Below are 26,009 nucleotides of genomic sequence, written 5' to 3' on the forward strand. Positions count from 1 at the left end.
GTAGTGCGGCCGCGGCGCCCGCGCCCGACCGCGGGCCGCACATGACGGACCGCCCCGCCGCCCGGTGGGGGCGGCGGGGCGGTCGGGTCTCCTGACGGATCGTCAGCCGTCCAGGCGGACGACCATCTTGCCGGTGTTGACGCCGCTCAGCAGGCCGAGGAAGGCGTCCACCGTGCCGTCGATGCCCTCGCTCACCGTCTCGCGGTACTTCAGCTCACCGGAGCGCACCCACGCCGAGACCTCCTCGACGAACTTCGGCTGGAGGTCGTAGTGGTCGCCGACGAGCAGCCCCTCCATGCGGAAGCGCTTGGCGATGATCTGCGCCAGGTTGCGCGGGGCCGGAGTGGGCTCGGTGGCGTTGTACTGCGAGATCATGCCGCAGACCACGATGCGCCCGTGCAGGTTGATCGAGTCGATCGCCGCTTCGAGGTGCTCGCCGCCCACGTTGTCGAAGTACACGTCGATGCCGTCGGGGGCCGCCGCCCGGAGCTGGTCGGCCACCGGACCGTTCTTGTAGTTGAACGCGGCGTCGAACCCGTACTCCTCCACCAGGAGTTCGACCTTCTCGTCCGAGCCGGCGGAGCCGATCACCCGCGACGCGCCCTTCAGCCTGGCGAGCTGGCCGACGATGCCGCCCACGGCGCCGGCCGCGCCGGACACGAACACCACGTCGCCGGCCTTGATCCCGGCGACCCGCGTCAGCCCCGCGTACGCGGTCAGCCCCGGCATGCCCAGCACGCCCAGGTAGGTGGAGAGCGGCGCGGCGTCCGGGTCCACCTTGACGGCCGTCCTGGGGTCGAACGTCGCGTACTCGCGCCAGCCGAAGAAGTGCAGGACGTAGTCGCCCTCGGCGAAGCCCTCCGCCCGCGAGGCGACGACCCGGCCGACCGCGCCGCCCAGCATCGGCTTGTCCAGCTCGTACGGCTCCGCGTAGGACTTGCGGTCCGACATCCGGCCCCGCATGTACGGGTCCACCGAGAGGTAGACGTTGCGGACCAGGACCTCGCCCGGGCCGGGGGTCCGGACCGGGGCCTCGACCAGGGCGAAGTCGGTCGGCACCGGCCAGCCCTGGGGGCGGGCGGCGAGGTGCCATTCACGGGCGGTCGCGGGGGTGGCGGCCTGCTCTGCCATCGGGGGCTCCTTGAGGGTTCGGGTGCGGGTTCAGGCGCTGTTCACAACATGAAAGGTTGATGAACTGAAGTAACGATGGACATGAAAGGTTCACCCTGTCAACTTTTCAGGTAGACTTTTGACCATGGAGACCCAGCCCGTCGAGGACGCCACGCCGCAGCCCGACGAGATCACCCGCGAGGTCGTCGACCTGATGGCCAACCTGGTCGCGCTGTTCCACCGCGAGTACGAGGAGGCCGCCGCCGCCCGCTCGCTCACCGGCGCCCAGGCCAAGGTGCTCGCCCTGCTGCGGCGCGGACCGATGCCGATGCGCCAGATCGCCCAGACACTCAGCTGCGAGCCCTCCAACATCACCGGCATCGTCGACCGGCTCGAATCCCGCGGCTTCGTCACCCGCGAGGCCGACCGGCACGACCGCCGGGTCAAGCTGGTCGCCGCCACCGGCACCGGCTCGGCCGCCTCCGAGGAGCTCCGCGAGTCGCTCAACTTCGCCCGCGAGCCGCTGGCCGCACTCGGCCCGGACGAGCGGACGGCCCTGCGCGACCTGCTCCGGAGGATGCTCGCGGGCGCCTCCGGCCCTGGCGCGTGACCAGCATCACAGGTCCCGGGGGCTGTCCGTTGGCCCCGGGGGGGTAACCGAACCGCCTCCCGGAACGTCTAACGTTCGAACATCGAACATCGAACGCGAGATACCTGAAGACGGGGGGCACTGAGGATGAGCAGCAGTGCGCGTCGGCGCCGCTACCTGCGGACCGCCATCGGCCTGGCCGCCGCACTGGTGCTGTCGGTCGCGGGTGCCGGAGCCTGGTTCTACCACCGGCTGGACAACAACATCACCACCTTCGACCCGGGCGGCGTCGCCACCGAGCGCCCGCCCGCCGCCGTGCCGGCCAGCCCCGGCGCCCAGGTGCCGGTCAACGTGCTGCTGCTCGGCTCGGACACCCGCGACGGGGGCAACGACTCGCTGGGCGGCGGCGACGAGGGCGTCGGCCACTCGGACACCGCGATCCTGGTGCACATCTACGCCGACCACAAGCACGCCGTCGGCGTCTCGATCCCCCGCGACACCTTGGTCACCATCCCGTCCTGCAAGCTGCCGAACGGCAGCTGGACGACGCCGAAGAACGACCAGATGTTCAACTCCGCCTTCACCGTCGGCCTGGCGGAGAGCGGCAACCCGGCCTGCACCCAGAACACCGTCGAGAAGCTGACCGGGCTGCGGATCGACCACACCGTCGTGGTCGACTTCAAGGGCGCGGCCGCGATGTCCGACGCCGTGGGCGGCGTGGAGGCCTGCGTGCCCAACGACGTCAACCAGTTCGGCATACACCTCAAGAAGGGCCTCCAGAAGCTCTCCGGGCAGTCCGCGGTGGACTACCTGAGAGCTCGCCACGGCATCGGCGACAACTCCGACATCGGCCGGATGAAGCGCCAGCAGGCCTTCCTCTCGTCGATGATCAAGAAGGTGCAGGGCCAGGGCTTCTCGCTGCCCACCCTGCTGCCGCTGGCCGACGCGGCCACCAAGTCGCTCACCGTGGACGAGGGTCTCGGCACCGCGATGAAGCTGGTGGACTTCGCCCGCTCGATCCAGGACATCAAGCTCTCGGACGTCTCCTTCGTCACCGCCCCCTGGCGCTTCGCCGGCGAGCGGGTGCGGCTGGTCCAGCCGGACGCCGACGCGCTCTGGAAGCTGCTGCGCGAGGACCGCACCCTGGACGGGCAGAGCACCTCCGGGACGGGCCAGGTGACCTCCTCCCCCGGCGCCGACCCGGGTGCCCCGGCCGCCCCGGCCACGCCGCTCACCCCGGAGCAGGCCGCGGCGCCGATCACCGTGGTCAACGGGGTCGGCACGCCCGGCCTGGCCGGCTCCGGCGCCGAGACGCTCAAGGCGCGCGGCTTCCGGAGCATCACCCTCGGCCCCAACTCCCCCGGGCAGCAGGCCACCCAGGTCTCCTACGACCCCGCGCTGAAGGCCGTCGCCGACCAGGTCGTGGCGCTCTTCCCCGGTGCCAAGGCGGTCGAGGAGCCCGGCTCGGGGGCGATCACCGTCACCCTCGGCGCCGACTACCGCGGGGCGGGCACCCGGATCGACGCGGTGGCCGCCCCGAGCCCGGAGCCCGGTGCCGGGACCGCGCCCGGGGCTGCCGCCGGGGCCCCTGCCGGGGCGGCAGGGGCCCCGGGCGCCACCGCGGGCAGCACCCCCGGCGCCCTCCCGGGCGGCGTCCCCACCGGCATAGCGGAGAACACCCGCACCGCCGACACCGACCCGTGCGCGAACCTGACCTTCGGCTGACCGCGCCCGGCCTCCGGCCCGCCTGAGGGCCGGGCCGCCCGTCGAACTCCCGCCCGTCCTCCCCGCGTTCGCCCGGGGAGGGCGGGCAGCCCGGCGTCCGGGCGGGCACCTCGCGCGGCTGAACCGTGGGCGCCTCGCCCCGACGGCCGCCGGCCGCTACTCCGGATCCGGCAGCCCGGTGACGACGGCGGTGAGGCGGGTGCCGCGCGGGAAGGCGCCCGCCGCCGCCAGGTCCGCCAGCGCGGCGAGCAGCTTGGCGACGTAGCGGCGCTCCAGCGGGACGCCGTGGCGGCGCTCGAACCGCTCGGCGAAGCCGGCCAGCTCGGCCGGGACCTTCCCGTAGCCACCGCCGTGGTGCCCGTGGTCGATCCGCCAGTTGTCGAACCCGCGCCCGTAGGCGGCCCGGTGCAGCCGGGCGACCTCCTCCTCCAGGTAGCCCTCGCCGCCGCGCAGCACCGCCACCCCGAGTGCCCGGGCGCCCGCCGGCAGGCCGGCCGCGATGCCGGCCAGGGTGCCGCCGGTGCCGACCGGGCAGCAGACCACGTCCCGCTCGCCGAGGTCGGGCAGTTCGGCCGGGATCGCGGCCGCGCCGACGGCGGCCAGGGCGTTGGAGCCGCCTTCCGGGAGCACCAGGCAGGGGCCCCAGCGGCGGAGCGGGTCCGCCGCGCCGTCCTCCCCCTCGGCCCGGCCGGTGGCCTCCCGGTACGCGGCCCGGGTCAGGAACTCCAGCCGCATCCCGGCCGCCTCGGCGGCCCGCAGCGACCAGTTGCGCGGCCGGTCGGCCAGCTCCTCGCCGCGGACCAGCCCCACGCTCTCCAGTCCGAGCGCCCCGGCGGCGGCCGCGACGGCCCGCAGGTGGGTCGAGTAGGCGCCGCCGAAGGTCAGCAGCCGGGTGTGGCCCCGCTCCACGGCGGCGGCCAGGTTGGGCGCCAGCTTGCGCCACTTGTTGCCGGGGACGGTCGGGTGCAGCAGGTCGTCCCGCTTCAGCCGCAGCTCCACCCCGGCCCGGGCGAAGGCCTCGTCGGTGCAGTCCACCAGCGGGGTCGGCAGCAGGGCGGCTTCGAGCATCCGGCCAGCATAAGGCGGACGCGCGGAGCCCGGCCCGCCGGTGCGGCGGCCGGCTCCGCGCCCCGGGACGGGCCGCCACCCCCGTGGACGGCCCGTCAGCCCAGGACGGCGATCTCCGCCGTGTGGCTCGCCTGGCGCCAGGCGAGGGCCGAGCCGAGCGCCTTCGGGACCGGGCCGGCCGCCGGGTACAGCTTCTCGATCCGGCCGCGGTGCTCCCGGCGCTGCTTGGGATCCAGCACCGTGCGCAGCCGCCCCGCGGCGGCCAGGGCCACCAGCGCCGCGTCGGCCGGGTCCACCCGGCTGAGCGGGCCCTTCAGCGCGGCGGTGACGGAGGCCGCCAGCGCCGCGCGCACCTCGGGCCCGTCCAGGGTGACCCGGGTGACCGGGAACACCCCGGCCGCCCGGCCCTGCTGGAGGCCGATCCAGCCCGCCTCCGCCAGGCCCTCCCGGATCCGCCGGGCCGGCTGGTCGCGCCCGACGCTGGGGGCGCGGCCGATCCACCAGCTCCAGCTGTGCGGCCGCTTCTCCTGGATCCGGCCCAGCAGGTGGGCGCTGTACGGGTCGAGGCCGGCCGAGGCGGCGGAGTCCCGGACCCTCGCGACGGCCGTCCGGCCCTCCTCGCGCACCAGTCCGCGGCGCAGCAGTTCGGTCAGCGCCGCCGCCTGCAGCACCAGGTGGAGCGTGGACTGCCGGGTGATCCGCCCGCGCCGCGGGTCGTAGGCGAGCAGGTACAGCTTCTCGGGCAGGTTGACGGGGAGGTCGGCGGGCGGCTTGCTGGGCAGTTTGGCGAGCAGGTCCATCTCGTTCTCCGGTCGTTCGGTCGGTGCCCGGCCCGCCGCGGTCAGTCCGCCGCGGAACCACCGCTCTGCGGACCCTCCGGGTTCTCCGGGCGGCTCTCCGGGTTCTCCTCGGGCGGGCTCTCCTTGGGCGGGCGTCCGCGCCGGGGGAGCCGGGCCGCGCCGCCGGGCATCCGGCCGGCGTCGGTGAGGGCGCGGCGGAGCAGGAACTCGATCTGGGCGTTGGTGCTGCGCAGTTCGTCCCCGGCCCACCGGGCCAGCGCGTCGTGAACTGAAGGGTCCAGTCGCAACAGGAGCTTCTTCCGTTCCGTCGCCAAGGCCTCGCCTTACTGGTAGAGGGAGCCCGTGTTCACGACGGGCTGGGTGCCGCGGTCGCCGCAGAGCACCACCAGGAGGTTGCTCACCATGGCGGCCTTGCGCTCCTCGTCCAGCTCCACGACATCGCGTTCGGCGAGCCGGTCCAGCGCCTCCTCGACCATACCGACGGCGCCCTCGACGATCAGCCTGCGCGCCGCCACCACGGCCCCGGCCTGCTGGCGCTGGAGCATCACCTGGGCGACCTCCGGAGCGTACGCGAGCCTGGTGATCCGGGACTCGATGACCCGCACTCCGGCCGCGGCGACCCGGGCGGCGATCTCGGTGGAGAGCTTGCGGGCGATCTCGTCCGCGCCGTCGCGCAGCGACAACTGGCCCTCGTGGTGGGCGTCGTACGGGTAGCTGGTGGCGATGTGCCGTACGGCCGTCTCGGTCTGGATGGCGACGAAGTCGGCGTAGTCGTCCACCTCGAAGACCGCCATCGCGGTGTCCTCGACCTGCCAGACCACCACGGCGGCCATCTCGATCGGGTTGCCGTCCGCGTCGTTGACCTTGGTGGTCTCCGTCTCGTGGTTGCGGATCCGGGTGGATATCCGGCGCCGGCTGGTGAAGGGGTTCAGCCAGGTCATGCCCTCGGCGCGGACGGTGCCCCGGTAGCGCCCGAGCAGCTGGACCACCCGGGCCTGTCCGGGCGAGACCACCGTCAGCCCGCACATCAGCACCACCGAGCCGAGCAGCAGCACCGGCCCGAGGACCATCAGCCCGATGCCCAACCCCTTTCCGCTGCCGGAGAGTTGGACCGCCCCGGCGACGAACGAGCCGACTCCGGCGAGCAGGCCGAGCAGCGTGCCGCCGAGGACCGGCAGGCCGGCCGCCCCGGTGATGGCCCGTTCGGTGATCTTGGGGACCGGGAGGTCCAGAACGGCACCGTCCTCGACGGCGAAAGGCGGGGTGGTCATGGGGCGACTCCTTCGGCGAGCATCCACATCCGATGGCAAAGTGATATCACTTTTTGAGCGCGCGGCGCCAGGGTCCGGTGACGGGAAGGAGGGATGAACAGCCGCGGAGAAGGCGGCGGAGAGCCGTCGGGGACGGTCGGGACCGATGCCCACGGGCGGGTGAATTCCGGCGCGCCACACGGGGAAGGAGGGTGGCCGCGGCCTAGACTCTGCGACGTCGCATGCGGTGGAAAGGCGGCGGGGCCCCGGCTCGGCGGCCCGCCCGCGAAGGGTCGTCACGACACTCGTCGCACATCGAGAAGGTGGGGCGGGTGGGACTCGAACCCACGACCAAGGGATTATGAGTCCCCTGCTCTAACCGGCTGAGCTACCGCCCCGGTTCGCCGCGCGCGCCGGTCGTCGACACGGCAGCAGCAGACGGCCCCAGCGAGGCCGTCCCGGGCAGCATAGCCGGTCGATCACCCGTGATGCTCGCCGGGGGCGCACCTGGGTGCGCGACGGTGCGCCCCTCCCGGGCGGCGCAGCCCGGGTGGCGGCGGGGCACCCGTCCGGGGCAGCCTGGGCGGATGACGACACGTGGGACGGGGGCGGCGGCCGCGGCGCTCGCGCTGGTGCTGGCCGCGGCGGGCTGCACCACCGCGGCGCGGCCGGGCGGAAGCTCCCCGACCGTCACCTCCGCACCACCCACCACCGCCGCCACCTCCACCGCCGTCAACAGCCACGGCTGGAACCGTCAGCGGTTCAAGGGCGCGTCCGGCCGGCACACCGGCGTCACCCGCACCGCCAAGCCCACCGTGCTCAACGGCCTGGTCGGCGCGGTGTTCACCCGCAACGCCACCGGCGACCACTTCTGCACCGCCAGCGTGGTCGACAGCGCCGGGCTCAACCTCGTCGTCACCGCCGCCCACTGCGTCTGGGACCCGAAGCTCGGCCGGCGCGGCGACCTGGTCTTCGTTCCCGGCTACCGCGACGGCGACACCCCCAGCGGCGTCTGGCCGCTGCTGGCCGTCACCGTGGACGACGCCTGGAACGACCACGCCGACCCGGACATGGACGTCGCCTTCGCGGTCGTCCAGGCCCAGAACGGGCAGCAGGTCCAACAGGTGCTCGGCGCCAACCGACTGGGCGTCAACCGCGGCTACCGGCTCCCGGTGAAGATCACCGGCTACCCGAGCAGCAGCGGCGTCCCGATCACCTGCTCCAACACCACCCTCCAGCAGAGCCCCACCCAGCTGCGGATCGACTGCCCCGACTACACCGGCGGCACCAGCGGCAGCCCCTGGGTCACCGACTTCGACCCGAGCACCAGGACCGGCACCGTGGTCGGCGTGATCGGCGGCTACCAGGAGGGCGGCAACAGCCCGGACACCTCGTACAGCAGCTACTTCGGCGACCGCGTCCAGGCGCTGTACGACCGCGCCACCGGCTGACCGGGCGGCGGGCGGGACCCCGGCGGTGGCGCCGCCGGGCCCGGCCTGGTAGATCTTCCTCACGAACGGCGGAACGCACGGCCCCGGTGCCCGCCCCGAGGACGAGACGGAGCCCCGATGGCCTCCCGCCCGGCGCGGCCCGCGCACACGGCACGAACGGTCGCGCTGGCCGCCCTGCTGCTGGCCGCCGGCACCGCCTGCGGCGGGCAGGACGCGGCGCCCCGCGCCGAGGTCGCGCAGCGGAGCCCCGCCCGGGACCGGATCGGCACCCTCTCCATCCACACCGCGCAGGGACCGCGGGCCTGCACCGCGAGCGTGGTGCACAGCCCCCGGGGCAACCTGCTGGTCACCGCGGCGCACTGCGTGCAGACCCGCCGGATCGGCCTGCTGGACGGCCTGGTGTTCACCCCCGGCTACCGCAACGGGTCTACCCCGTACGGGACTTGGCCGGTGCAGGCGATCACCGTCGACCCGCGCTGGGCGGCCGGCGACGACCCCGAGTACGACGTGGCCTTCGTCACGGTGGGCCCGGTCGACGGCCGGCAGGTCGAGGAGGCGGTCGGCGGCAACCCGGTCGGCACCGGCCAGGGCTTCGGGCTGTCCGTCTCGGTCACCGGCTACCCGAACGAGAGCGACGAGCCGATCACCTGCGCCGTCCGCACCAGCTCGCAGAGCGCCACCCAGGAGCGCTTCGACTGCGGCGGCTACACCGACGGCACCAGCGGCAGCCCGTGGGTCACCTCGAACGGCGCGGTGGTCGGCGTGATCGGCGGCTACCAGGAGGGCGGGGAGACCCCCGGCACCTCGTACAGCGTCACCTTCGACCAGCGGGTCGCCGAGCTCTACCGGAAGGCGACCGCCTGACCCGGGAACCGCCCCCGGCGCCGGGGGCGGTGTCGCGCACGTCACGCCGCGGAGCCGGCCGGGGACAACACGAAGGCCCCCCGGTCGACCGAGGGGCCTTCGCTCTGAGCAGTCACCGGGCAGGCCCGGTGCAGCTCCCGCAATTGGACTCGAACCAATAACCTGCCGATTAACAGTCGGCTGCTCTGCCAATTGAGCTATGCGGGATCGCGGTACCCAACTTCCGTACCACGGACGGGAACAGGACCCCGGAGGGCCTTCTCCCGAGCTCCCCCAATTGGACTCGAACCAATAACCTGCCGATTAACAGTCGGCTGCTCTGCCAATTGAGCTATGGGGGATCGGCTCCCGCCTCGGCCCCCGGTCTCCCGGGCTCCTCGGCGCTCGCTGCGGGACATACATTAGCGCACTCGGGGGGGTGGTCCGCCAATCGCTTTCCCGGATCGCCCCCGGATCGCCGCCCGGCGTGCCCCGCGCGCGCCCGGCGACGGGGCCGGGGATGCTGGGGCGCGGACGGTTCGCCGTCCCGACGTACGGGTAGGGCAATGCGGCAGAGGCCGCCAGGAGAGGGTGGATCCGACCATGTGGAAGCTGTCGTTGGCCGTGGGTTTCGCGGCCGGCTACGTCCTGGGCTCGCGAGCCGGGCGCCAGCGCTACGAACAGATCGCCAAGGTCACCCGGGAGATCGCCCGGAACCCCACGGTCCAGAACGCGACCGACCGGGCCCGGCAGCAGGCCGGTGCGGTGGCCGGGAAGGCGGCCGACGCGGTCGCCGGCCGGGTCGGCGACCGGCTGCCGAACGCCGTCACCGACCGGGTGCCGTACTTCAACCGCACCAGGGCGGAGGACGACGGCTGGGGGACCTTCCGGCCGTGAGCGCCGGGCCCGGCCCGACCGCCTCACCCGGGGCGGTCGGGCCGGGTACCCGCCGTCCGTGACGGGACGGTGACAGCTGGGCGAAGCGGACCCCGCCCCGGGGTCGCGAACCCGCAACAGGCCGCCCGGCCCGGACGCGTCCGGGGCCGGGCTGAGGCATGATCTCGGCATGGCCATCGTCGCGGGGATAGACAGCTCGACCAACCGCACCAGGATCGTCGCGTGCGACGCCGACACCGGCGCCGTCCTGCGCTCCGGCAAGGCGCCGCACCCCGTCCCCGAGGACCAGGACCTGCGCCCGGGCGAGGCCGACCCCCAGGTCTGGCTGCACTCGCTCGGCGACGCCGCGACCGGCGGCCTGCTGGAGAGCGTCCGGGCGATCGGGGTCAGCGCCCAGCAGCACGGGATGATCGGCCTCGACGCGGGCGGGGTGCTGGTCCGCCCGGCGATCCTCTGGAACGACCCGCGCTCCAGCGGCGCCGCCGCCAAACTGCTGGACGCCCTCGGCGGCCCGGCCGCCTGGACGGCCGCGATCGGCTCCGTGCCGGCCCCCACGTACACCGTCGCCAAGCTGCGCTGGCTGGCCGAGTTCGAGCCCGCCAACGCCCGCCGGGTCGCCGAGGTGCTGCTGCCGCACGACTGGCTGGTCTGGCAGCTGCTCGGCCACCCCAAGCGCCGCACCACCGACCGCGGCGACGCCTCCGGCACCGGCTACTGGTCGCCGATCACCGGCGAGTACCGGCAGGACCTGGTGGAGCTGGCGCTCGGCCACGAGCTCAGACTGCCCGACGTCCTGCCCCCGGCCGAGCCCGCCGGGCACACCCCCGAGGGCCTGCTGATCTCGGCCGGCACCGGGGACAACATGGCCGCCGCGCTGGGCCTGGGCCTCGGCCCGGGCGACGCGGTGGTCTCGCTCGGCAGCGCCGGGACGATCTTCGCGGTGCACGAGGAGGCCGTGGTCGACGCGTCCGGCCTGGTCTCCTCCTTCGCCGACGCCAGCGGCCGGCACCTGCCGATGGTCGCCACCCTCAACGCCGCCCAGGTGCTCCGCTCCACGGCCGCCCTGCTCGGCCGGGACCTGGAGGGCCTGAGCGACCTCGCCCTGCACTCCTCCCCCGGCGCCTACGGCCTGGTGCTGCTGCCGTACCTGGACGGCGAGCGCACCCCCGCACTGCCGCACGCGGCCGGCACCCTGACCGGCCTGCGGGCCGAGGCGATGACCCCTCAGCACCTGGCCCGGGCCGCCGTCGAGGGCATGCTCTGCAACATCGCCGACGCCCTCGACGTGCTGCGCGCCCGGGGCGTCCCGGTGAAGCGGGTGTTCCTGCTCGGCACGGCCGGGCGGCTGCCCGCCGTCCGGCACATCGCCCCGATGCTGTTCGGCGTCCCGGTCGTGGTGCCGCCGCCCGGCGCGCACGCCGCCCGCGGGGCCGCCCGGCAGGCCGCCTGGGCGCTGGCCGGCACCCCGCAGCCCCCGGAGTGGGAGCTGCCCGACGCCGAGACCGTCGAGCCCGACGGGGAGCAGGACCTGGCGATCGGCTCGGCGGTGCGTCAGCAGTACCGGGCCGCCCGCGACCAGGTCCACCCGGAGGCGGCGGCCTGACCCCGGAGCGGGGGTGACGGACCAAGCCCCGGAACGGGGGCGGCGGACCGCGCGGATGCGTCGCCCGGCACCCGGTGGCAGCGTGGGACGGGACACGGCCACCGACCCGAAGGACGGCAGGACGCCATGGCGCTGCACAAGGGGGCCGGCGGCGACCGCCGGCTGAGCATCGGCCCGTACCCGACCATCGCCGACCCGCTGGGCGCGATGAAGCTGGCCCCGCCGCTGCACCGGCTCGGCGAGGTCCCCGTCGCGGCCGAGACCGCGTACCAGCTGATCCACGACGAGCTGATGCTGGACGGCAACGCCAAGCTCAACCTGGCGACCTTCGTCACCACCTCGATGGAGGCCCAGGCCACCCGGCTGATGACCGAGTGCCTCGACAAGAACATGATCGACAAGGACGAGTACCCGCAGACCGCCGAACTGGAGCGGCGCTGCGTGGCGATCCTCGCCGACCTCTGGCACGCCCCCGACCCGGACACCGCGGTCGGCTGCTCCACCACCGGCTCCAGCGAGGCCTGCATGCTGGCCGGCATGGCGCTCAAGCGCCGCTGGATGCACCGCAACGCCGACCGCTACGCCGCCGGGGCCCGGCCCAACCTGGTGATGGGCGTCAACGTGCAGGTGTGCTGGGAGAAGTTCTGCAACTTCTGGGAGATCGAGGCGCGCACCGCGCCGATGGAGGGTACCCGCTTCCACCTGGACGCCGAGCGGGCGGTCGCCCTGTGCGACGAGGACACCATCGGCGTGGTCGGCGTGCTCGGCTCCACCTTCGACGGCTCGTACGAGCCGGTCGCGGAGATCTGCGCGGCCCTGGACGCCTACCAGGAGCGCACCGGCGCCGACGTCCCGGTGCACGTGGACGGCGCCTCCGGCGCCATGGTGGCGCCCTTCCTCGACCCGAAGCTGCTCTGGGACTTCCGGCTGCCCCGGGTGGCCTCGATCAACACCTCCGGCCACAAGTACGGCCTGGTGTACCCCGGCGTGGGCTGGGCGCTCTGGCGCGACCGGGCGGCGCTGCCGGAGGAGCTGGTCTTCCGGGTCAACTACCTGGGCGGCGAGATGCCGACCTTCGCCCTCAACTTCTCCCGGCCCGGCGCCGAGGTGGTGGCCCAGTACTACGTCTTCCTGCGGCTCGGCCGGGAGGGCTTCCGGGCCGTCCAGGGCGCCTGCCGCGAGGTCGCCACCTACCTGGCCGGGCGGATCGGGAAGCTGGACGGCTTCCGGCTGCTGACCCGGGGCGACCAGGTCCCGGTGTTCGCCCTCACCACCGAGGGGGACGTCCCGTTCGACGTGTTCGACGTCTCACGGCGGCTGCGCGAGCGCGGCTGGCAGGTCCCCGCGTACACCTTCCCGGCGAACCGGGAGGACCTGTCGGTGCTCCGGGTGGTCTGCCGCAACGGCTTCTCCCGGGACCTCGCCGACCTGCTGCTGGCCGACCTCGACCGGCTGCTGCCGGAGCTGCGGCGCCAGCCCGTCCCGCTCCGGGAGCTCGGGGTGCCGCCCCGGCCGGGCTTCCACCACTGACCCCGTTCGCACGGCCGGGCGTACATCCGGCCGGTCGTACGACCGGGAGAACGTCACAGCGGGGAGGGCGCAGCGAAGCGCCCTCCCCGCCGGAGCATCCCGGCGGACCCGGGGCAGCCTCCCCCCGCGAGGCTGCCCCGGACCGGTGGGGGCCGGGAGCGGGTGCGGACCGACGACGGGTGATCGATCGGGGTCCGAACGGTTCCACCGACGGGTGGACCGCACCGGCCAGAGAACTCTGCACGATGACCACATGGATGTTCGAGCGTCTCCGGGGGTTGTGAGACACTTCCGTCCGTCTCAGCGCCATGACCTGGGGTTTGGGACGCCAGGCCGATCAGGTTGGAGAAGCGGAGACGCCGAACGGCCCGGACCGGGACCCTGCCGCTCCCCCGTTCCCCGCCCCCCGTTTCTCGAGTTTGGAGCGCCGCCGTGGGTTCCGCCTGGAAGCAGCTGCCCGACGAGCTGTCCGAGCCCGCCAGACGCCTGGCGGAGGAGCTCCGGGCCGTCAAGGACGCCGCCGGACTGTCGCTGTCCGAACTGGCCGCCCGCACCCACTACAGCCGGGCCTCCTGGGAGCGCTGGCTCAACGGCAAGCGGGTCGTCACCGAGCAGGCGCTGGACGCGCTGGCCGGGGCGGTCGAGTGCGACGGGGCCGCGCTGCGGGCGCTGTGGCGGCGGGCGGTGGCCGGGCCGGAGGCCGTCGCTGACGGGCCCTCGGGCGCCGAGGATGCCGCCGTGGAGGAGGCCGTCTCCGTCACGGAGGCGCCAGTGGCCGGGCAGGAGCCCGGGCCCGCCCCCGCCGTCTGGTGGCGGCGCCCGGCGGCGCTGGTCTCCGGTGCGGCCGCGCTGGCGCTGCTGCTGGTGCTGGTGGGCCTGCGGATCAGCCGGCACGACGGGCAGGCCGCGGCGGCCGACCGGCCCGCCGCGACGACCGGTGCCTCCGCCGCTCCCAAGCCCGGGCCCACCGACCCGGCCTGTCAGGCCGTCGGCTGCGCGCACAAGGACCCGAAGACCACCGGCTGCGGAAAGGACGCCCGGACCCTGCAGACCCAGGTGGTCGGCAAGGTGGTCGTCTACCTCCGGTACAGCCAGACCTGCCGGGCCGCCTGGGCGGCCATCACCGAGGGCCAGCCGAAGGACTACGCGACGATCACCGACGGCACCGGCGAGAGCGAGACGGCGCTCATCCACTGGGGCTACGACAACTACTCGGCGATGCTGGACGCGGCGGACCCGACCGTCACCTTCCAGGTCTGCGGCTACCAGCCGGCCGGCCACGACTGCACCGCGGTCGTCTCCGACCTGGCCATGGTGGTGGCCTCCACCCCGATCCCGATCGGACCCGCCTCTCCCCCGCCGGGCACCGGCGCGGGCGCGTCCACGACCCCGGCCCCGGCCACCCCGGCCGACCCGGCACCGACCGACCCCGCTCCGATCGACCCGTCGGCGCCGACCGCGTCGCCGAGTCCGTCCTAGGGTCCGGGCTCAGTCGAGGTACCCGCGCAGCTGCTCGGCGCAGGCGTGGTCGCGGAGCTTGACCAGGGTCTTCGACTCGATCTGGCGGATCCGCTCCCGCGTCACGCCGAACACCGCGCCGATCTCCTCCAGCGTGCGCGGGCGGCCGTCGTCCAGCCCGTAGCGGAGCTGGACGACCTGGCGCTCCCGATCCCCCAGGGTGGCCAGGACGGCCTCCAGGTGCTGGCGCAGCAGCAGGAAGGTCGCGGACTCGGCGGGCGAGGCGGCGTCGGCGTCCTCGATCAGGTCCCCGAGCGCGACGTCCTCCTCCTCGCCGACCGGGGTGTGCAGCGAGATCGGCTCCTGGGCCAGCCGGAGCAGCTCGCGCACCCGTTCCTCGGTCAGCTCCAGGGCGGCGGCGATATCGGCCGCGGTCGGTTCCAGGCCGCGTTCCTGGAGCAGGCCGCGCTTCGCCCGGACCACCCGGTTGATCAGCTCGACCACGTGCACCGGCACCCGGATCGTCCGGGCCTGGTCGGCCAGGGCCCGGCTCATCGCCTGCCGGATCCACCAGGTCGCGTACGTGGAGAACTTGAAACCGCGGGTGTAGTCGAACTTCTCCACCGCGCGGATCAGGCCCAGGTTGCCCTCCTGGACCAGGTCCAGCAGGGTCAGCCCGCGCCCGACGTAGCGCTTGGCGACGGAGACGACCAGTCGCAGGTTCGCCTCGATCAGCCGGCGCTTGGCGATCCGGCCCCGCACCACCAGGGTGTCCAGCTCGCCGCCCAGCGGGTCGGGCGGCGGCGGGTCGCCGTTCAGCCGCTCCTCGGCGAAGACGCCGGCCTCCACCCGGCGGGCCAGCTCGACCTCCTCCTCGGCGGTGAGCAGGCGGATCCGGCCGATCTCGCGCAGGTACTGGCGCAGCAGGTCGGCGGCCGGCCCGGTGTCGTCGGCGGGCCCGCGGCGCTCGTCCGGGTCCTCGGCGCCGGACCCGGTTTCGGGGTCCGGGCTGTCCGGATGGCCCTCCGGCAGGCCCTGGGCGGGGATCCGGGCACCGTCCGGGGGCACCGCCCCGGCCCGGCCGTGGTGGGTGTCCTGCTCCCCGTCCGGTTCGGCGGGGTTCGCTCTCGTACTGGTGGTGGTCGCTGCGACGACGCCTTGCTCCACGGGCATCCCCTCGGGGCGGGCGCGACTCTGGCGGACCCGCGCAGTACGGAGGTGGGACGCCCTCCAGTGTGCGGTACGCCACGCTCCGTGGCCGAGACTCGTGCGCCGACTTTCTGCGCGCGGGTTCGGGCGCCGGGTCCGGACACCGCGTCCGGGCGGCGGGTGCCGCGGGGCGCGCTACAGCGCCGCCGCGCCCTGACTGCGCAGCTGCTGCCCGTACTGCTGGAGCTGCCACAGCTCGGTCTGCACCGCGTGCAGCTGCTCGGCCTCGGCCCGGGGGCCGAGCCGCTGGAGGTAGCCGCGGACCTCGGTGATCCGCCGGTCCACCGCCAGCAGGCGCAGCTTGACCAGGAACTCCCCCGCGTAGATCGCGTCCGCCTTGCGGCGCGAGCGGACCGGCTCGACGGTCAGCTCGGTGACCAGCGAGCGCACCTGGTCGTCCGGGGCCGCCTCGCGCACCGCGCTGGTGAAGTCGGGCAGGGTCGCCCCGTACGCGGCGCCGCCGGCCTTGGCGACGGCCTGCCGGACGGCGGTGTACGGCGGGGTCGGGAACTCGTCCTCGCCGTAGTGGTCGAAGGCCGGGCTGACCAGGTCCGGGTGCTGGAGCGCCAGCTTGAGCAGCTCCCGCTCGACGAACTGGGCCGGGTCGCGCGGGTTGAGCCGGTAGGCGGGCTGTGCGGCGCGCTGCGGCTGGGCCGGCTCGGGGCGGCGCTGGGCGGCCGCGCCGCGCGGGTTCTGCTGGCGCTCGCGGTCCCAGCGGGCCAGCTGGGAGATCCGGCGGACGACGAACTGCTCGTCCAGGATGCCGAGCATGCCGGCCAGGCGGACGGCGTACTCGTGCTGGATCGAGCGGTCCTTGATCTTGGCGACGATCGGGGCCGCCTCCTCCAGCGCCGCCGAGCGCCCCTCCGGGGTGTCCACCCGGTGCCGGGCGACCGCCGAGGTCAGCGCGAACTCGAACAGCGGGACCGGGTTGTCGATCAGGTGCTTGACCGCCTCGTCGCCCTGGGCCAGGCGCAGGTCGCACGGGTCCATGCCGCCCGGGCTGACCGCGATGGAGGTCTTGGCGGCGAACTTCTGGTCGTCCTCGAAGGCGCGCAGGGCGGCCTTCTGCCCGGCCGCGTCGCCGTCGAAGGTGAAGACGGTCTCGCCCCGGTACTGCGAGGTGTCCATCAGCAGCCGGCGGATGATCTTGATGTGGTCCTCGGCGAAGGCGGTGCCGCAGGTGGCCACCGCCGAGGTGACCCCGGCCAGGTGGCAGGCCATCACGTCGGTGTAGCCCTCGACCACCACCGCGCGGCCCGACTTGGCGATCTCCTTCTTCGCCAGGTCGATCCCGTACAGCACGTGGGACTTCTTGTAGATCGGCGTCTCGGGGGTGTTCAGGTACTTCGGGCCGTTGTCGTCCTCGCGCAGGCGGCGGGCGCCGAAGCCGACCACCTCGCCCGCGATGTCCCGGATCGGCCAGACCAGCCGGCCCCGGAAGCGGTCGATCAGACCGCCGCGCTGGCCCTGCGAGGCGAGGCCGCCCAGCAGGATCTCCTTGTCCGTGAAGCCCTTGCCGCGCAGGTAGCGGACCAGGTGCTCCCAGCCCGCGGGAGCGTAGCCGACGCCGAAGGTCTTGGCGGCCTCCTCGTCGAAGCCGCGCTCGGCCAGGAAGCGGCGGCCGATCTCCGCCTCCGGCGAGGCCAGCTGCTCCTGGTACCAGGCGGCGGCCACCTTGTGCGCCTCGACCAGCCGGGTGCGCTCGCCCTGCTGGTGGCGGGGGCTGTAGCCGCCCTCCTCGTAGCGCAGGGTGATGCCGGCCTGGGCGGCCATCCGCTCGACGGCCTCGGCGAAGGTGAAGTGCTCGATCTTCATCAGGAAGGCGATGGTGTCGCCGTTCTCCTGGCAGCCGAAGCAGTGGAAGACGCCCTTGGCGGGGTTCACGTAGAAGGAGGCGGACTTCTCGTCGTGGAAGGGGCAGACGCCCTTGTACTCGCCACCGCCACCGTTGGTCAGCTGTACGTAGTCGCCGACCACCGCGTCGATCGGCAGTGCGCTGCGCACCGCCTGTACGTCTTCGTCCCTGATCCGCCCGGCCACCCCGGAAGTCTACTGGGGCGGCGGGGCATTCCGGCCGCGCCGAGGGCTCGGCCCCGGTCGGGGCACGGCCGCACCGGAGCCGTCGCGGCCGCGCCCGGCGGCTACGCCCAGGCGGCGCCGACGAGTTTGGCGTGCAGGGCCAGGGCGGAGGCGTCCGTGAGGGTGGCGATCTGGTCGACGACCGTGCGCAGGGCGGCGCGGTCGTCCTCGGCCTCGTGGTACATGGCGGCGAACACCGGGTCCAGCCCGTCGGGGGCGCGCTGGGTGAGGACGTACGCCAGCTCGGCGATCACGATCCGCTGGCGGGCCCGCAGCTGGGCCTGCTCGTCGCGCTGCATCACGAAGCGGACGGCGACCGCCTTGAGCACCGCGCACTCCAGCCGGACGTCCCTCGGCACCACCAGCTCGGCGGCGTAGCGGGTGAGCCGGCCGGGGCCGTAACGGGCGCGGGTGGCCTGCTCGGCGGCCAGGCAGAAGCGGCCGATCAGCTGGCTGGTGAGGTCCTTGAGCCCGGCCCGGGCCCGGGCGGTGCCGTCGTAGGAGCGGGGCCACCACTCCTGGGCGAGCAGCCGGTCCAGGGCGGCGGCCAGCTCCTCCGGCTCGGCGTCCGGGGCGTAGCGCTCGGCGACCTTGAAGAGTTCGGCCCGCTCGCCGGGGGCGCGCAGCACGGCCGGGTCGATGTGGCCGGCCTGGAGGCCGTCCTCGACGTCGTGGGTGGAGTAGGCCACGTCGTCGGACCAGTCCATCACGGTGGCCTCGAAGCACTTGCGCCCGGCCGGGGAGCCGGCCCGCAGCCAGCGGAAGACCGGCAGGTCGTCGGCGTAGACGCCGTACTTGGACGAGGCCGGGTCGGTGGGGTGGGCGCCCTTGGTCCACGGGTACTTGCCGGCGGCGTCGAGCGCGGCCCGGCTCAGGTTGAGGCCGACGCTGCGGCCCGGCCAGGGGGCGAGCCGGACGGCCGGCTGCTCCCCCTCGGGCGCGAAGCGCTTGGGTTCGAGCCGGGTCAGGATGCGCAGCGACTGGGCGTTGCCCTCGAAGCCGCCGCAGGCCTCGGCGGCCTGGTCGAGGGCCTCCTCGCCGGTGTGGCCGAACGGCGGGTGGCCGATGTCGTGGGCCAGGCAGGCGGTCTCCACGAGATCCGGGTCACAGCCCAGGGCGGCGCCCAACTCCCGCCCGACCTGGGCGCATTCGAGGGAGTGGGTGAGGCGGGTGCGCGGGAAGTCGCTGCGCATCGGGGCGACCACCTGGGTGGTGCCGGCCAGCCGGCGCAGCGCCGCCGAGTGCAGCACCCGGGCGCGGTCCCGTTGGAAGGCCGTACGGCCCGGGCGCTTGTCGGGTTCGGGGACCCAGCGGGCCTCGGCGGCGTGGTCGTACGTGATCGGGGCGGCGAGGCGGTGCGTGGTGTCGTCCATATGTCCTTCACCGTACGCCGCGCCCCCGACACGCGGGGTGTGCCGCGCACGAAGGGGTGCGGGCCGGGGCGTGAACGGTGCGCGGCGCGCGGGTGCCCGCCCCGGTGGGTCGGCCCCACCCGGCCCGCGCACCCCTCGCGCCCCCTCCGTCCCGCGCCCCGGCGCGGGCGTCCTCAGCCCTTGATCGCCTTCAGGACCACCCCGGACATCGCCTCCTGCCCCTTGGCGTTGGGGTGGATCGGCGCCGACCCCTGGGCCGGGAGCGGCGGCTCCACCCAGCGCTTGTCCTCCCCCGCGCACATGTCGTGCCCGGCCGAGGGCCCGGCGAGGTCGACGAAGACCGCGCCGGCCGCGTCCGCGCGCTTCTTGAGCATGCCGTTGAGCTGCTGCTGCTTCTCCACCAGGAAGGCGAGGTCGGAGGCGGCCACCGCGTTGCCCAGCACCGGCAGGCAGCTCGCCGGGTCGGCCGGGAGCAGCCCCGGGTAGCCGATCACGTACACCTTGGCCTTCGGGGAGCGCTTCTTGACGTCCTGGAGCACCTGGCCGATCCGGTCGCCGGCCGCGTCCACCTTGCGCTGGACCTCGTCGGTGCCGCTGCCGGCGGCGTAGTGGTCGCGGCAGGGCGAGTCGCTGATCCGGTCCGCGCTGTCGCTGATCACGCCCTTGACGATGTCCACCAGGTTGGCCTTGGCGCACTCCGTCACGACCTCGATGAAGCCGGCGTCGTTGCCGCCGATCCCCAGGGTGACCAGCCGGGTGTCCGCGGTGAGCGCGTCCAGCTGGGCCGGGTTGGTGCCGTCGGCGACCTTCTGCGGGCCGGTCAGGTCCCCGGTGCGGGCGCCGCTGCAGCTGACGTCCTTGAACTGGTCGGCGGCGAGCGAGAGGCCCTTCGCCACCAGGGACGGGTAGTTGGCCCCGGAGCGGTAGCAGGCGCCCGGCTCGCCGACCTGCGGGGCGATCTTCATCCCCGCGGTGTACGAGTCGCCGAGCGCGACGTACGGGCCGGTGGGCGGCGGGGCGGCGGTCGGCGACGCGGCCGCGCCGGCCTGCGCGCGGTCGGACGCCGCGCCCGCGGCGCCGCCGGCCCCGCTGTCCGAAGCGGTGTTGTCGGTGCAGCCGGCCAGCAGCGCTGCGGCCAGTCCGACGGTCAGGGCGATGGTCGGGCGAACGGTCCTCGGCATGGTCTCCCCCCGGGGATACGGGTCACGGTCGGCTCCTTGCGGCGGCCCGTCCCCCGGGCACATCAGGGGCCAACGAACGATCGCGGCCGATGACTCCCGCCTCGGCCGAATCGCCTTCCGGCGGGCCCGAACCGGCCGGAAACCGACCCCGGGGCCGTCCGGGCACCGGCTTCCGACCGCTTCCGCGCGCCCTCTCCGGCCGGCGCACCACGAAACCGCGTGCGCGTCGGCCGCTCCGCTCGACTACTCCGCGTCGACTACTCCGCGCCGCGCTCGTGCTCGGCCAGGAACTGCTCGAAGCGCCGCCCCAGTTCGTCCGCCGAGGGCAGGTCCACCGGCTCGGCCAGCAGGCTCTCCCGGCCCTCCGCGCCCGCCACGGCGTCGTACTGGCCCTCCATGCCGCGGATCGCCGAGCGCAACTCGCCGTCCCCCTGGGCCAGCTGCTCCTCGATGTCGGCGTAGACCTCGGAGACCTGCTCGCGCAGCCGGGTGCCGGGCAGCACCAGCCCGGTGGCGGACTGCACCGCCTCCAGGACCTGCACGGCCGCCGCCGGGTAGGCGGAGCGGGCCACGTAGTGCGGGACGTGCACGGCGAAGCCCAGGACGTCGCACCCGGCCTCGGCCAGGCGGTACTCCACCAGCGCCTGGGCGCTGCCCGGCACCTGCGCCTGCTCGAACCACTGCGGGTAGCCCGGGGCGAGGTCCAGCCGGTTGCCGTGCGGCGTCATGCCGACCGGGCGGGTGTGCGGCACGCCCATCGGGATGCCGTGGAAGTCGATCGAGAGCCGGACCTCGAAGCGCTCCACCAGCTCGCGGACGGCCCGCGCGAAGCGCTCCCACTCGACGTCCGGCTCGGGGCCGCTGAGCAGCAGGAACGGCGCGCCGGCGGCGTCGTGGACGAGCTGGAGCAGGATCTCCGGGGGGTCGTAGGACGTCCAGTGGTCGTGGTCGAAGACCATCGCCGGGCGGCGGGCCCGGTAGTCCACCAGACGGTCGTGGTCGAAGCGGGCCACGACCTGCGGCGAGCCCGTCTCCAGCAGGTGGGCCACCACCTGGCCGCCGGCCTCCCCGGCGTCCATGAAGCCCTCGTAGTGCTGCAGCAGCACGAGGCCGGCACCGGTGTCGCGCAACTGCTCGTTGGCCGCGGCGACGGCGGCCACGCCCTGCTGATCCAGCTCGTACAACGCCTGGAAGTCACGCACCGCGCACCCAACCCCGTTCCCTGCTCGTTCCGGTCGACCGGCTTCTCGTCCTCTGCAGCGTGCCGGGCGCCGCCGGAATTCCCGCCCCGGCCCCGCCCCCGTCCCCGCCCCCGCGGACGGACACGTCCACGGGGCCGCGCCGGGGCCGTTCCGGAGCCGCTCCACGGCCGCTCCGGTACCCGTCCGACGGCTCCCCGGGGGGCGCGCCCGACGGCCTCGGCCGACCGCTCCGGACCATGATCGCACCCGACCGAAGAGCCCCTGGTCACGGCCCTGGTAGCGCCCCCGCGGGAGGCCCGTCCGCGGGGCCCCGGAACGGCCCGCGCGGCCATTCGCGTGCCGCGAAGTGACGCACCGCCTTCTGGCGGGTATCGTCCTCTCGCTGCCTCGCATCGTCGCGTCGTCGCCACGTCGTCCGTAACGCCGTCGGCCACGTCCCGGTCCGCTGCTCGGCCAGCCCCCACGACGCATCTTGCCTTCACCTGGCCGCCCGCTTCCCTTCGCGCTCTCGTCTCCTCTTCGGCCATTTCGCGGACGCACACTGTCCCCTCGCTGTTCCCGCCGGACCGGTCCGAGGACCCGTGTCCGTTCCGGCACCCCCGCGCCGCCCGCTCCGGGCCGCCGCCCCCACCCCGTTCGACCGGACCTCCGGCGTGCGCGGGTACCCGGCGGACGGACCCGGGCCCAGGCGTACCCATGTCCAGCGCACCCCGTGCCGTACCCCGGCCCGGGAGGCTCCCTCCGACCGATGAAGGACAGAAGGTTCCGTGCCCGTACCTGTCACCCTCACCGGCCGCACCGTGCGGCTGGAGCCCCTCGCCGCGCACCATGCCGAGGCCATCGCCGAGGCCGGCGCCGAGGACCGTACGACCTACGCCTTCACCCCCGTCCCGCACGGCCTGGAAGCCGCCCGCGACTACGTCGCGCGGGCGCTCGCCGACCAGGCCGCGGGACGGTCGCTGCCGTTCGCGACGGTGAACGTCGCCGACGGCCGGGTCGTCGGCTCCACCCGCTTCCTGGAACTCGACTACTGGCAGGGCCCGATGGTGTGGCCGCCCGTGCCCGGCGTCCCGTTCGGCGATCCGGCCACGGCCGTCCCGGACGCGGCCGAGATCGGCAACAGCTGGCTCTCGCCGCGCGCCCAGGGCACCGGCATCAACACCGAGGCCAAGCTGCTGATGCTGCGCCACGCCTTCGAGACCTGGGGCGTGCAGCGGATCTCGATGCGCGCGGACGCCCGCAACATGCGCTCGCGCGCCGCCATCGAGCGGCTCGGCGCGACCTCCGAGGGCGTCCGCCGGGCGCACTCGCGCGGGCTGGACGGGGTGGTGCGCTCCACCGCGTTCTACTCGATCCTCGACGACGAGTGGCCGGCCGTCCGCGACATCATCGAGCTGCGGATCGCCGCCGCCACCTCGCCGAGCGCCCCGGATCCGGCGATCAACCAGGAGTGCCTTAGACAGGGCGGCAGCGGCGCCGGGCAGCTGATGATCACGGTCTGAGGCCGGCCCGGAGCGGCTCGTAGCCGAGGCGCGCCAAGCCCAGGACGACCGGCAGGGTCGTGCGGTCGTCCCAGGCCCGGTGGCGTCCCGGGTGCGCCTCGACCAGCGCCTCCACCGGCCGCCAGCCGCCCCGCACCCGGGCCACCCGGACCCGGTAGACCTCCGCGCCGCCCACGCCGCGGTGCAGGTGCAGCACGCCCTCGGAGACCACGGACACCCAGCGCTCGTCCACGTCCCGGGCCCGCAGGCCGCGCCTGATCCGCTCCCAGTCGGCGTCCGACCAGAGCAGGTCCGGCACCGGGTGCGGGCGGGGCAGGCGGATCGGCGTCAGGTGCGGTTCCCCGGCCGCGCGGACGCCGCCCGGCTCCGGGAACGCCCACGCGGGCAGCGGCTCCCGGGCGGCCAGCCAGGCCCGCGGGATGCCTCCGGTGCCGGTGTGCGCCGCCACCACTCCCCCGGTGATGGCGGCGACGGTGTCCATGTCGCCGCCGGCCGCGACCGCCTCCCACACGGCGGTGCGGTAGTCGGCCAGGTTCCGGGCGGCGCACCACAGGGCGTACGGGACGGTGTCGGCCGCGGAGGTCCGGCTGCCGTTGCCGAGCACCTGCGCGGCGAGCCGGAAGTCCGGCCGGGCGAGCAGCCCGCGGGCCTCCTCCAGGCCGTCCCTGACCGCCCCGTTCGGGGTGAGGTCGGCGACCGCCGCCAGGAAGGCCTCCGGCGTCATGGCCTCCGCCCGCGCCCGCACCGCGTACGCGGCCGCCACCGCGACCGCGATCGCGCCGTCCACGGCCTGCGGGTGGGTGTGGGTGATGACGGCGGTGTCGGCTGCGGGCCGGACGACGGCGGCCGGGTCCTCGGCGTACGCCGCCCCCAGCGGGGCGACCCGCATCGCGGCGCCGTTGCCGTACGAGCCCTGGCCGTCGAAGAGTTCGGCGGCCAGCCGCGGGGCGTCGCCGCCCTCGCGGACCAGCCGGAGCAGCCGGTTGGCGGCCGGGCCGTAGCCGCGGTCGAAGTCGTGGCGGAGGGCGAAGGCGTGGGTGAGGTCGAAGGTGTCGATCGCGCCGCGCTCGGTGTGGGCGGCGTGGACCGAGCAGGCCATCTCGGTGTCGTCGGTCCAGGGCCAGGGACCGGGCGGTTCGGTGCGGGCGGCGAGGTGGGCCCGGGCGGTTTCCGGGACGAACATCTGGGCGCCGAGGGCGTCGCCCACGGAGAGGCCGTTGAGGGAGTCCAGCGCGGGGCCGGTGTGCGTGGATGGAATGGTCATATGCCCTCCAGCTCAGCGGGTTGACCGCCGTCCCGTCAACACCCGTGGCCGGCGTCCCCACCGACGGGGGATGTTTCGCATACCTCCGATTCCGGCGGGCAGGCACCGGGGCATGACCCGCGCGAACCCCCTCGACCCGGTCGCCCTGCTCGGCGCCGACCAGCAGCACATCGCCACCCGGGCGCAGCTGCGCCGGCTCGGGGTGCCCTCCGGCACCATCGCCCACCGGCTGCGGCCGGGCGGGCCCTGGCAACAGGTCCTGCCCCGGGTGATCTGCCTCCAGAGCGGCCGGTTGACGTTCCACCAGAAGCTGCGGGCCGCGCTGGCGTACGCGACGCCGAAGGGCCGCGACCCGCGGGCCGGGGAGGTGCTGCTGACCGGCTTCGCGGTGCTGGCCGAGGCCGGGCTGCCGAGCGCCGGGCACCCGTCCGACCTGAACGCGGTCGACATCCTGATCCCGACTCAACGGCGGGTCGGGGACAGGGAGTTCGTCCGGATCCATCGGGCCTCCGGGGCGATGCCGGGCGGCTTCGAGCGGGACGACGGGCTGTGGAGCACCACGGTCGCCCGGGCGCTGGCCGACCTCGCGCCGGGGGAGACCGGGCAGCGCCGGTTCCGGGCGCTGTGCGCGGAGGCCGTCCAGCGGCGGCACTGCGAACTCGGCGAGCTGCTCGACCAGTTGCTGTCCCGCCCGGGTGCGCTCGGACTGCCCCAGGTGGCCAGGGTGGTGGAGGACCTGACGGTCGGGGTGCGGTCGGTGGTGGAGGGCGAGGCCCGCGAACTGCTGGCGCACGCGGGGCTGCCGGAGCCGCTGTGGAACCCGGTGCTCTTCCTGGACGGCCGCTTCCTCGCCGTCCCGGACGCCTACTGGCCGCACGCCTGCGTGGCCCTGGAGATCGACTCCCGCGCCTGGCACCTGCGCCCCGCCGAGCACGAACGGGGCCTCGCCCGCGCCAACCGCCTCACCGCCGCCGGCCTCCCGGTGGTCCGCACCACCCCGGTCCAGCTCCGCCGCGACCCGGCCCCGGTGCTCCACGAGCTGACCGCCCTGGTCACCACCGGCCCGCACGCCCCCCACCCCCGCGTCACCTGGCGCCGGGCCCGGTGAGGGACGCGGCGAGGGCTGCTGAGGCCCCGCTCAGCAGCGGGAGTCGATCTCCTGGAAGGTGGCGTAGTGGTCGGCGGACCAGTACTGCTCGCCGGAGTCGCCGGTCACCACGCGGCGGGTGCCGCGGTCGTTGGAGCCGGGGGTGACGACGGTGTACTCGTGGTAGTAGCCGCCGGACTTCCTGGGGAGGCGGCTCTCGCGGTTCTCGAAGACGATGCCGTCGCGGTTGTACGGGTAGGGGCCGCCCTTGGCGATCAGGCCGAGGGTGTCCTGGGCCTGGCTGGGGAGCTTGGTGCGGCAGACGTCGGCCATGGCCGGGTCGGTCGGGACCCAGGTGCCGGCCACGGCGGGGGTGGTACCGGCGCCCCCGGCGGGCGGGCTCGGCTTGGGCGCCGAGGGCTTGGGCGCCGTGGCCCCGGACGTCGTGACACCGGCGGCCGCGCTCGTGGTGGCGCTCGCGGCGGCCTTGGGGTGGCCGCTCCCCTGGTTGGCGAGGAGGTACCCGGCCCCGGCCAGGACCGCCAGGATCAGCACGGCCACGGCGACGAGCGGGTTTCTGCGGTTGGTCATGCGGTCCAGCTTGGCAGGCGGCCGGGCCGGGCCGGGCCAGCTACACACGTGGCCGCCGCCACACCGGCCGGTGCGCCGGCCCGTGCGCGGACGTACGGCCGGGGGGGGGGGGGGGGGGGGGGCCGGCGGCCCCCCCCCCGCCCCGCCGCGCCCCCCCCGCCCCCCCGCCCCCGCGGGGGCCCCCCCGCCCCCCG

The 26,009-nt window shown here is 74.8% G+C and carries 22 protein-coding genes and 3 tRNA genes; 10 read left to right on the plus strand and 15 right to left on the minus strand.

Annotated elements, in window-relative coordinates; all coding sequences use genetic code 11:
• Window positions 1-102: 102 nt before the first annotated feature.
• A complete protein-coding gene (locus ACFY4B_RS01930) occupies window positions 103-1,131 on the minus strand; it encodes an NADP-dependent oxidoreductase (protein ID WP_049656683.1) in 1,029 nt (342 codons plus the stop codon).
• 124 nt (window positions 1,132-1,255) lie between these two features.
• On the opposite strand from ACFY4B_RS01930, the gene ACFY4B_RS01935 reads away from it, so the two are divergent.
• Window positions 1,256-1,720, plus strand: coding sequence for a MarR family winged helix-turn-helix transcriptional regulator (locus ACFY4B_RS01935; protein ID WP_074000762.1), 465 nt, complete (start codon window positions 1,256-1,258; stop codon window positions 1,718-1,720).
• A 126-nt stretch (window positions 1,721-1,846) separates the two neighbouring features.
• Window positions 1,847-3,424: an LCP family protein gene (locus ACFY4B_RS01940; RefSeq protein ID WP_387966224.1), complete on the plus strand. Its 1,578-nt coding sequence runs from the start codon at window positions 1,847-1,849 to the stop codon at window positions 3,422-3,424.
• A gap of 156 nt (window positions 3,425-3,580) precedes the next feature.
• Here ACFY4B_RS01940 and ACFY4B_RS01945 read toward each other — a convergent pair whose 3' ends face one another.
• The 5 genes from ACFY4B_RS01945 to ACFY4B_RS01965 form a co-directional block, all read right to left on the minus strand.
• On the minus strand, window positions 3,581-4,492 hold the full coding sequence (locus ACFY4B_RS01945; protein WP_117487564.1) for a 1-aminocyclopropane-1-carboxylate deaminase/D-cysteine desulfhydrase: 912 nt from the start codon (window positions 4,490-4,492) through the stop codon (window positions 3,581-3,583).
• A gap of 95 nt (window positions 4,493-4,587) precedes the next feature.
• On the minus strand, window positions 4,588-5,292 hold the full coding sequence (locus tag ACFY4B_RS01950; protein WP_387826979.1) for a GPP34 family phosphoprotein: 705 nt from the start codon (window positions 5,290-5,292) through the stop codon (window positions 4,588-4,590).
• A 41-nt stretch (window positions 5,293-5,333) separates the two neighbouring features.
• Window positions 5,334-5,606 (minus strand): hypothetical protein, encoded by a 273-nt coding sequence (locus tag ACFY4B_RS01955; protein ID WP_387966225.1) that lies wholly within the window; start codon window positions 5,604-5,606, stop codon window positions 5,334-5,336.
• A 9-nt stretch (window positions 5,607-5,615) separates the two neighbouring features.
• Complete coding sequence (locus ACFY4B_RS01960) at window positions 5,616-6,563, minus strand: SPFH domain-containing protein (protein ID WP_380781117.1); 948 nt, start codon at window positions 6,561-6,563, stop codon at window positions 5,616-5,618.
• A gap of 303 nt (window positions 6,564-6,866) precedes the next feature.
• Window positions 6,867-6,940, minus strand: a tRNA-Ile gene (locus ACFY4B_RS01965).
• A 189-nt stretch (window positions 6,941-7,129) separates the two neighbouring features.
• On the opposite strand from ACFY4B_RS01965, the gene ACFY4B_RS01970 reads away from it, so the two are divergent.
• Both ACFY4B_RS01970 and ACFY4B_RS01975 read left to right on the plus strand, forming a co-directional pair.
• Window positions 7,130-7,993: a serine protease gene (locus ACFY4B_RS01970; protein ID WP_117487690.1), complete on the plus strand. Its 864-nt coding sequence runs from the start codon at window positions 7,130-7,132 to the stop codon at window positions 7,991-7,993.
• Between the two features lie 117 nt (window positions 7,994-8,110).
• Complete coding sequence (locus ACFY4B_RS01975; protein WP_053111986.1) at window positions 8,111-8,857, plus strand: serine protease; 747 nt, start codon at window positions 8,111-8,113, stop codon at window positions 8,855-8,857.
• Between the two features lie 134 nt (window positions 8,858-8,991).
• Here the strand turns inward: ACFY4B_RS01975 and ACFY4B_RS01980 are convergent.
• Together ACFY4B_RS01980 and ACFY4B_RS01985 are read right to left on the minus strand one after the other, a co-directional pair.
• A tRNA-Asn gene (locus ACFY4B_RS01980) sits at window positions 8,992-9,064 on the minus strand.
• Between the two features lie 61 nt (window positions 9,065-9,125).
• Window positions 9,126-9,198: transfer RNA gene (locus tag ACFY4B_RS01985), tRNA-Asn, on the minus strand.
• A gap of 229 nt (window positions 9,199-9,427) precedes the next feature.
• Here ACFY4B_RS01985 and ACFY4B_RS01990 point away from each other — a divergent pair.
• The 4 genes from ACFY4B_RS01990 (at window position 9,428) to ACFY4B_RS02005 (ending at window position 14,345) form a co-directional block, all read left to right on the plus strand.
• Window positions 9,428-9,733 (plus strand): hypothetical protein, encoded by a 306-nt coding sequence (locus ACFY4B_RS01990; protein ID WP_310593127.1) that lies wholly within the window; start codon window positions 9,428-9,430, stop codon window positions 9,731-9,733.
• A 169-nt stretch (window positions 9,734-9,902) separates the two neighbouring features.
• Window positions 9,903-11,336, plus strand: coding sequence for an FGGY family carbohydrate kinase (locus ACFY4B_RS01995; protein ID WP_380745223.1), 1,434 nt, complete (start codon window positions 9,903-9,905; stop codon window positions 11,334-11,336).
• Between the two features lie 126 nt (window positions 11,337-11,462).
• On the plus strand, window positions 11,463-12,866 hold the full coding sequence (locus ACFY4B_RS02000) for a glutamate decarboxylase (protein WP_387966226.1): 1,404 nt from the start codon (window positions 11,463-11,465) through the stop codon (window positions 12,864-12,866).
• 432 nt (window positions 12,867-13,298) lie between these two features.
• Complete coding sequence (locus ACFY4B_RS02005) at window positions 13,299-14,345, plus strand: DUF2690 domain-containing protein (RefSeq protein ID WP_387966227.1); 1,047 nt, start codon at window positions 13,299-13,301, stop codon at window positions 14,343-14,345.
• Window positions 14,346-14,354: 9 nt separating this feature from the next.
• Here the strand turns inward: ACFY4B_RS02005 and ACFY4B_RS02010 are convergent, their stop codons facing one another.
• From ACFY4B_RS02010 to ACFY4B_RS02030, 5 genes are all read right to left on the minus strand, one after another.
• A complete protein-coding gene (locus ACFY4B_RS02010) occupies window positions 14,355-15,497 on the minus strand; it encodes an RNA polymerase sigma factor (protein WP_387966228.1) in 1,143 nt (380 codons plus the stop codon).
• A gap of 171 nt (window positions 15,498-15,668) precedes the next feature.
• Window positions 15,669-17,576, minus strand: a complete 1,908-nt coding sequence (dnaG, locus tag ACFY4B_RS02015) for a DNA primase (protein ID WP_049650216.1) — start codon at window positions 17,574-17,576, stop codon at window positions 15,669-15,671.
• A gap of 101 nt (window positions 17,577-17,677) precedes the next feature.
• Window positions 17,678-18,988 (minus strand): deoxyguanosinetriphosphate triphosphohydrolase, encoded by a 1,311-nt coding sequence (locus ACFY4B_RS02020; RefSeq protein WP_049650217.1) that lies wholly within the window; start codon window positions 18,986-18,988, stop codon window positions 17,678-17,680.
• A 173-nt stretch (window positions 18,989-19,161) separates the two neighbouring features.
• Window positions 19,162-20,169, minus strand: a complete 1,008-nt coding sequence (locus ACFY4B_RS02025; protein ID WP_387966229.1) for an SGNH/GDSL hydrolase family protein — start codon at window positions 20,167-20,169, stop codon at window positions 19,162-19,164.
• Window positions 20,170-20,426: 257 nt separating this feature from the next.
• A complete protein-coding gene (locus ACFY4B_RS02030) occupies window positions 20,427-21,371 on the minus strand; it encodes a PAC2 family protein (protein ID WP_049650218.1) in 945 nt (314 codons plus the stop codon).
• A gap of 767 nt (window positions 21,372-22,138) precedes the next feature.
• On the opposite strand from ACFY4B_RS02030, the gene ACFY4B_RS02035 reads away from it, so the two are divergent.
• Window positions 22,139-22,873 (plus strand): GNAT family N-acetyltransferase, encoded by a 735-nt coding sequence (locus ACFY4B_RS02035; RefSeq protein ID WP_049650219.1) that lies wholly within the window; start codon window positions 22,139-22,141, stop codon window positions 22,871-22,873.
• On the opposite strand, the gene ACFY4B_RS02040 is transcribed toward ACFY4B_RS02035, so the two are convergent.
• Window positions 22,863-24,137, minus strand: coding sequence for an ADP-ribosylglycohydrolase family protein (locus ACFY4B_RS02040; RefSeq protein ID WP_387966230.1), 1,275 nt, complete (start codon window positions 24,135-24,137; stop codon window positions 22,863-22,865). The genes ACFY4B_RS02035 and ACFY4B_RS02040 overlap by 11 nt on opposite strands.
• 112 nt (window positions 24,138-24,249) lie before the next feature.
• On the opposite strand from ACFY4B_RS02040, the gene ACFY4B_RS02045 reads away from it, so the two are divergent.
• Window positions 24,250-25,245: a hypothetical protein gene (locus ACFY4B_RS02045; RefSeq protein WP_380779627.1), complete on the plus strand. Its 996-nt coding sequence runs from the start codon at window positions 24,250-24,252 to the stop codon at window positions 25,243-25,245.
• A 30-nt stretch (window positions 25,246-25,275) separates the two neighbouring features.
• Here the strand turns inward: ACFY4B_RS02045 and ACFY4B_RS02050 are convergent, their stop codons facing one another.
• On the minus strand, window positions 25,276-25,815 hold the full coding sequence (locus ACFY4B_RS02050; RefSeq protein WP_387966231.1) for a ribonuclease: 540 nt from the start codon (window positions 25,813-25,815) through the stop codon (window positions 25,276-25,278).
• Between the last annotated feature and the right edge of the window lie 194 nt (window positions 25,816-26,009).

The organism is Kitasatospora sp. NPDC001261 (assembly GCF_042896795.1).
Taxonomy (GTDB): domain Bacteria; phylum Actinomycetota; class Actinomycetes; order Streptomycetales; family Streptomycetaceae; genus Kitasatospora.

Bases quoted from the DNA above. Each gene is read 5' to 3' on its own strand.
- ACFY4B_RS01930 (WP_049656683.1), bottom strand. From the start codon at position 1,131: ATGGCAGAGCAGGCCGCCACCCCCGCGACCGCCCGTGAATGGCACCTC.
- ACFY4B_RS01935 (WP_074000762.1), top strand. From the start codon at position 1,256: ATGGAGACCCAGCCCGTCGAGGACGCCACGCCGCAGCCCGACGAGATC.
- ACFY4B_RS01940 (WP_387966224.1), top strand. From the start codon at position 1,847: ATGAGCAGCAGTGCGCGTCGGCGCCGCTACCTGCGGACCGCCATCGGC.
- ACFY4B_RS01945 (WP_117487564.1), bottom strand. From the start codon at position 4,492: ATGCTCGAAGCCGCCCTGCTGCCGACCCCGCTGGTGGACTGCACCGAC.
- ACFY4B_RS01950 (WP_387826979.1), bottom strand. From the start codon at position 5,292: ATGGACCTGCTCGCCAAACTGCCCAGCAAGCCGCCCGCCGACCTCCCC.
- ACFY4B_RS01960 (WP_380781117.1), bottom strand. From the start codon at position 6,563: ATGACCACCCCGCCTTTCGCCGTCGAGGACGGTGCCGTTCTGGACCTC.
- ACFY4B_RS01970 (WP_117487690.1), top strand. From the start codon at position 7,130: ATGACGACACGTGGGACGGGGGCGGCGGCCGCGGCGCTCGCGCTGGTG.
- ACFY4B_RS01975 (WP_053111986.1), top strand. From the start codon at position 8,111: ATGGCCTCCCGCCCGGCGCGGCCCGCGCACACGGCACGAACGGTCGCG.
- ACFY4B_RS01995 (WP_380745223.1), top strand. From the start codon at position 9,903: ATGGCCATCGTCGCGGGGATAGACAGCTCGACCAACCGCACCAGGATC.
- ACFY4B_RS02000 (WP_387966226.1), top strand. From the start codon at position 11,463: ATGGCGCTGCACAAGGGGGCCGGCGGCGACCGCCGGCTGAGCATCGGC.
- ACFY4B_RS02010 (WP_387966228.1), bottom strand. From the start codon at position 15,497: ATGCCCGTGGAGCAAGGCGTCGTCGCAGCGACCACCACCAGTACGAGA.
- ACFY4B_RS02020 (WP_049650217.1), bottom strand. From the start codon at position 18,988: ATGGACGACACCACGCACCGCCTCGCCGCCCCGATCACGTACGACCAC.
- ACFY4B_RS02025 (WP_387966229.1), bottom strand. From the start codon at position 20,169: ATGCCGAGGACCGTTCGCCCGACCATCGCCCTGACCGTCGGACTGGCC.
- ACFY4B_RS02040 (WP_387966230.1), bottom strand. From the start codon at position 24,137: ATGACCATTCCATCCACGCACACCGGCCCCGCGCTGGACTCCCTCAAC.
- ACFY4B_RS02045 (WP_380779627.1), top strand. From the start codon at position 24,250: ATGACCCGCGCGAACCCCCTCGACCCGGTCGCCCTGCTCGGCGCCGAC.
- ACFY4B_RS02050 (WP_387966231.1), bottom strand. From the start codon at position 25,815: ATGACCAACCGCAGAAACCCGCTCGTCGCCGTGGCCGTGCTGATCCTG.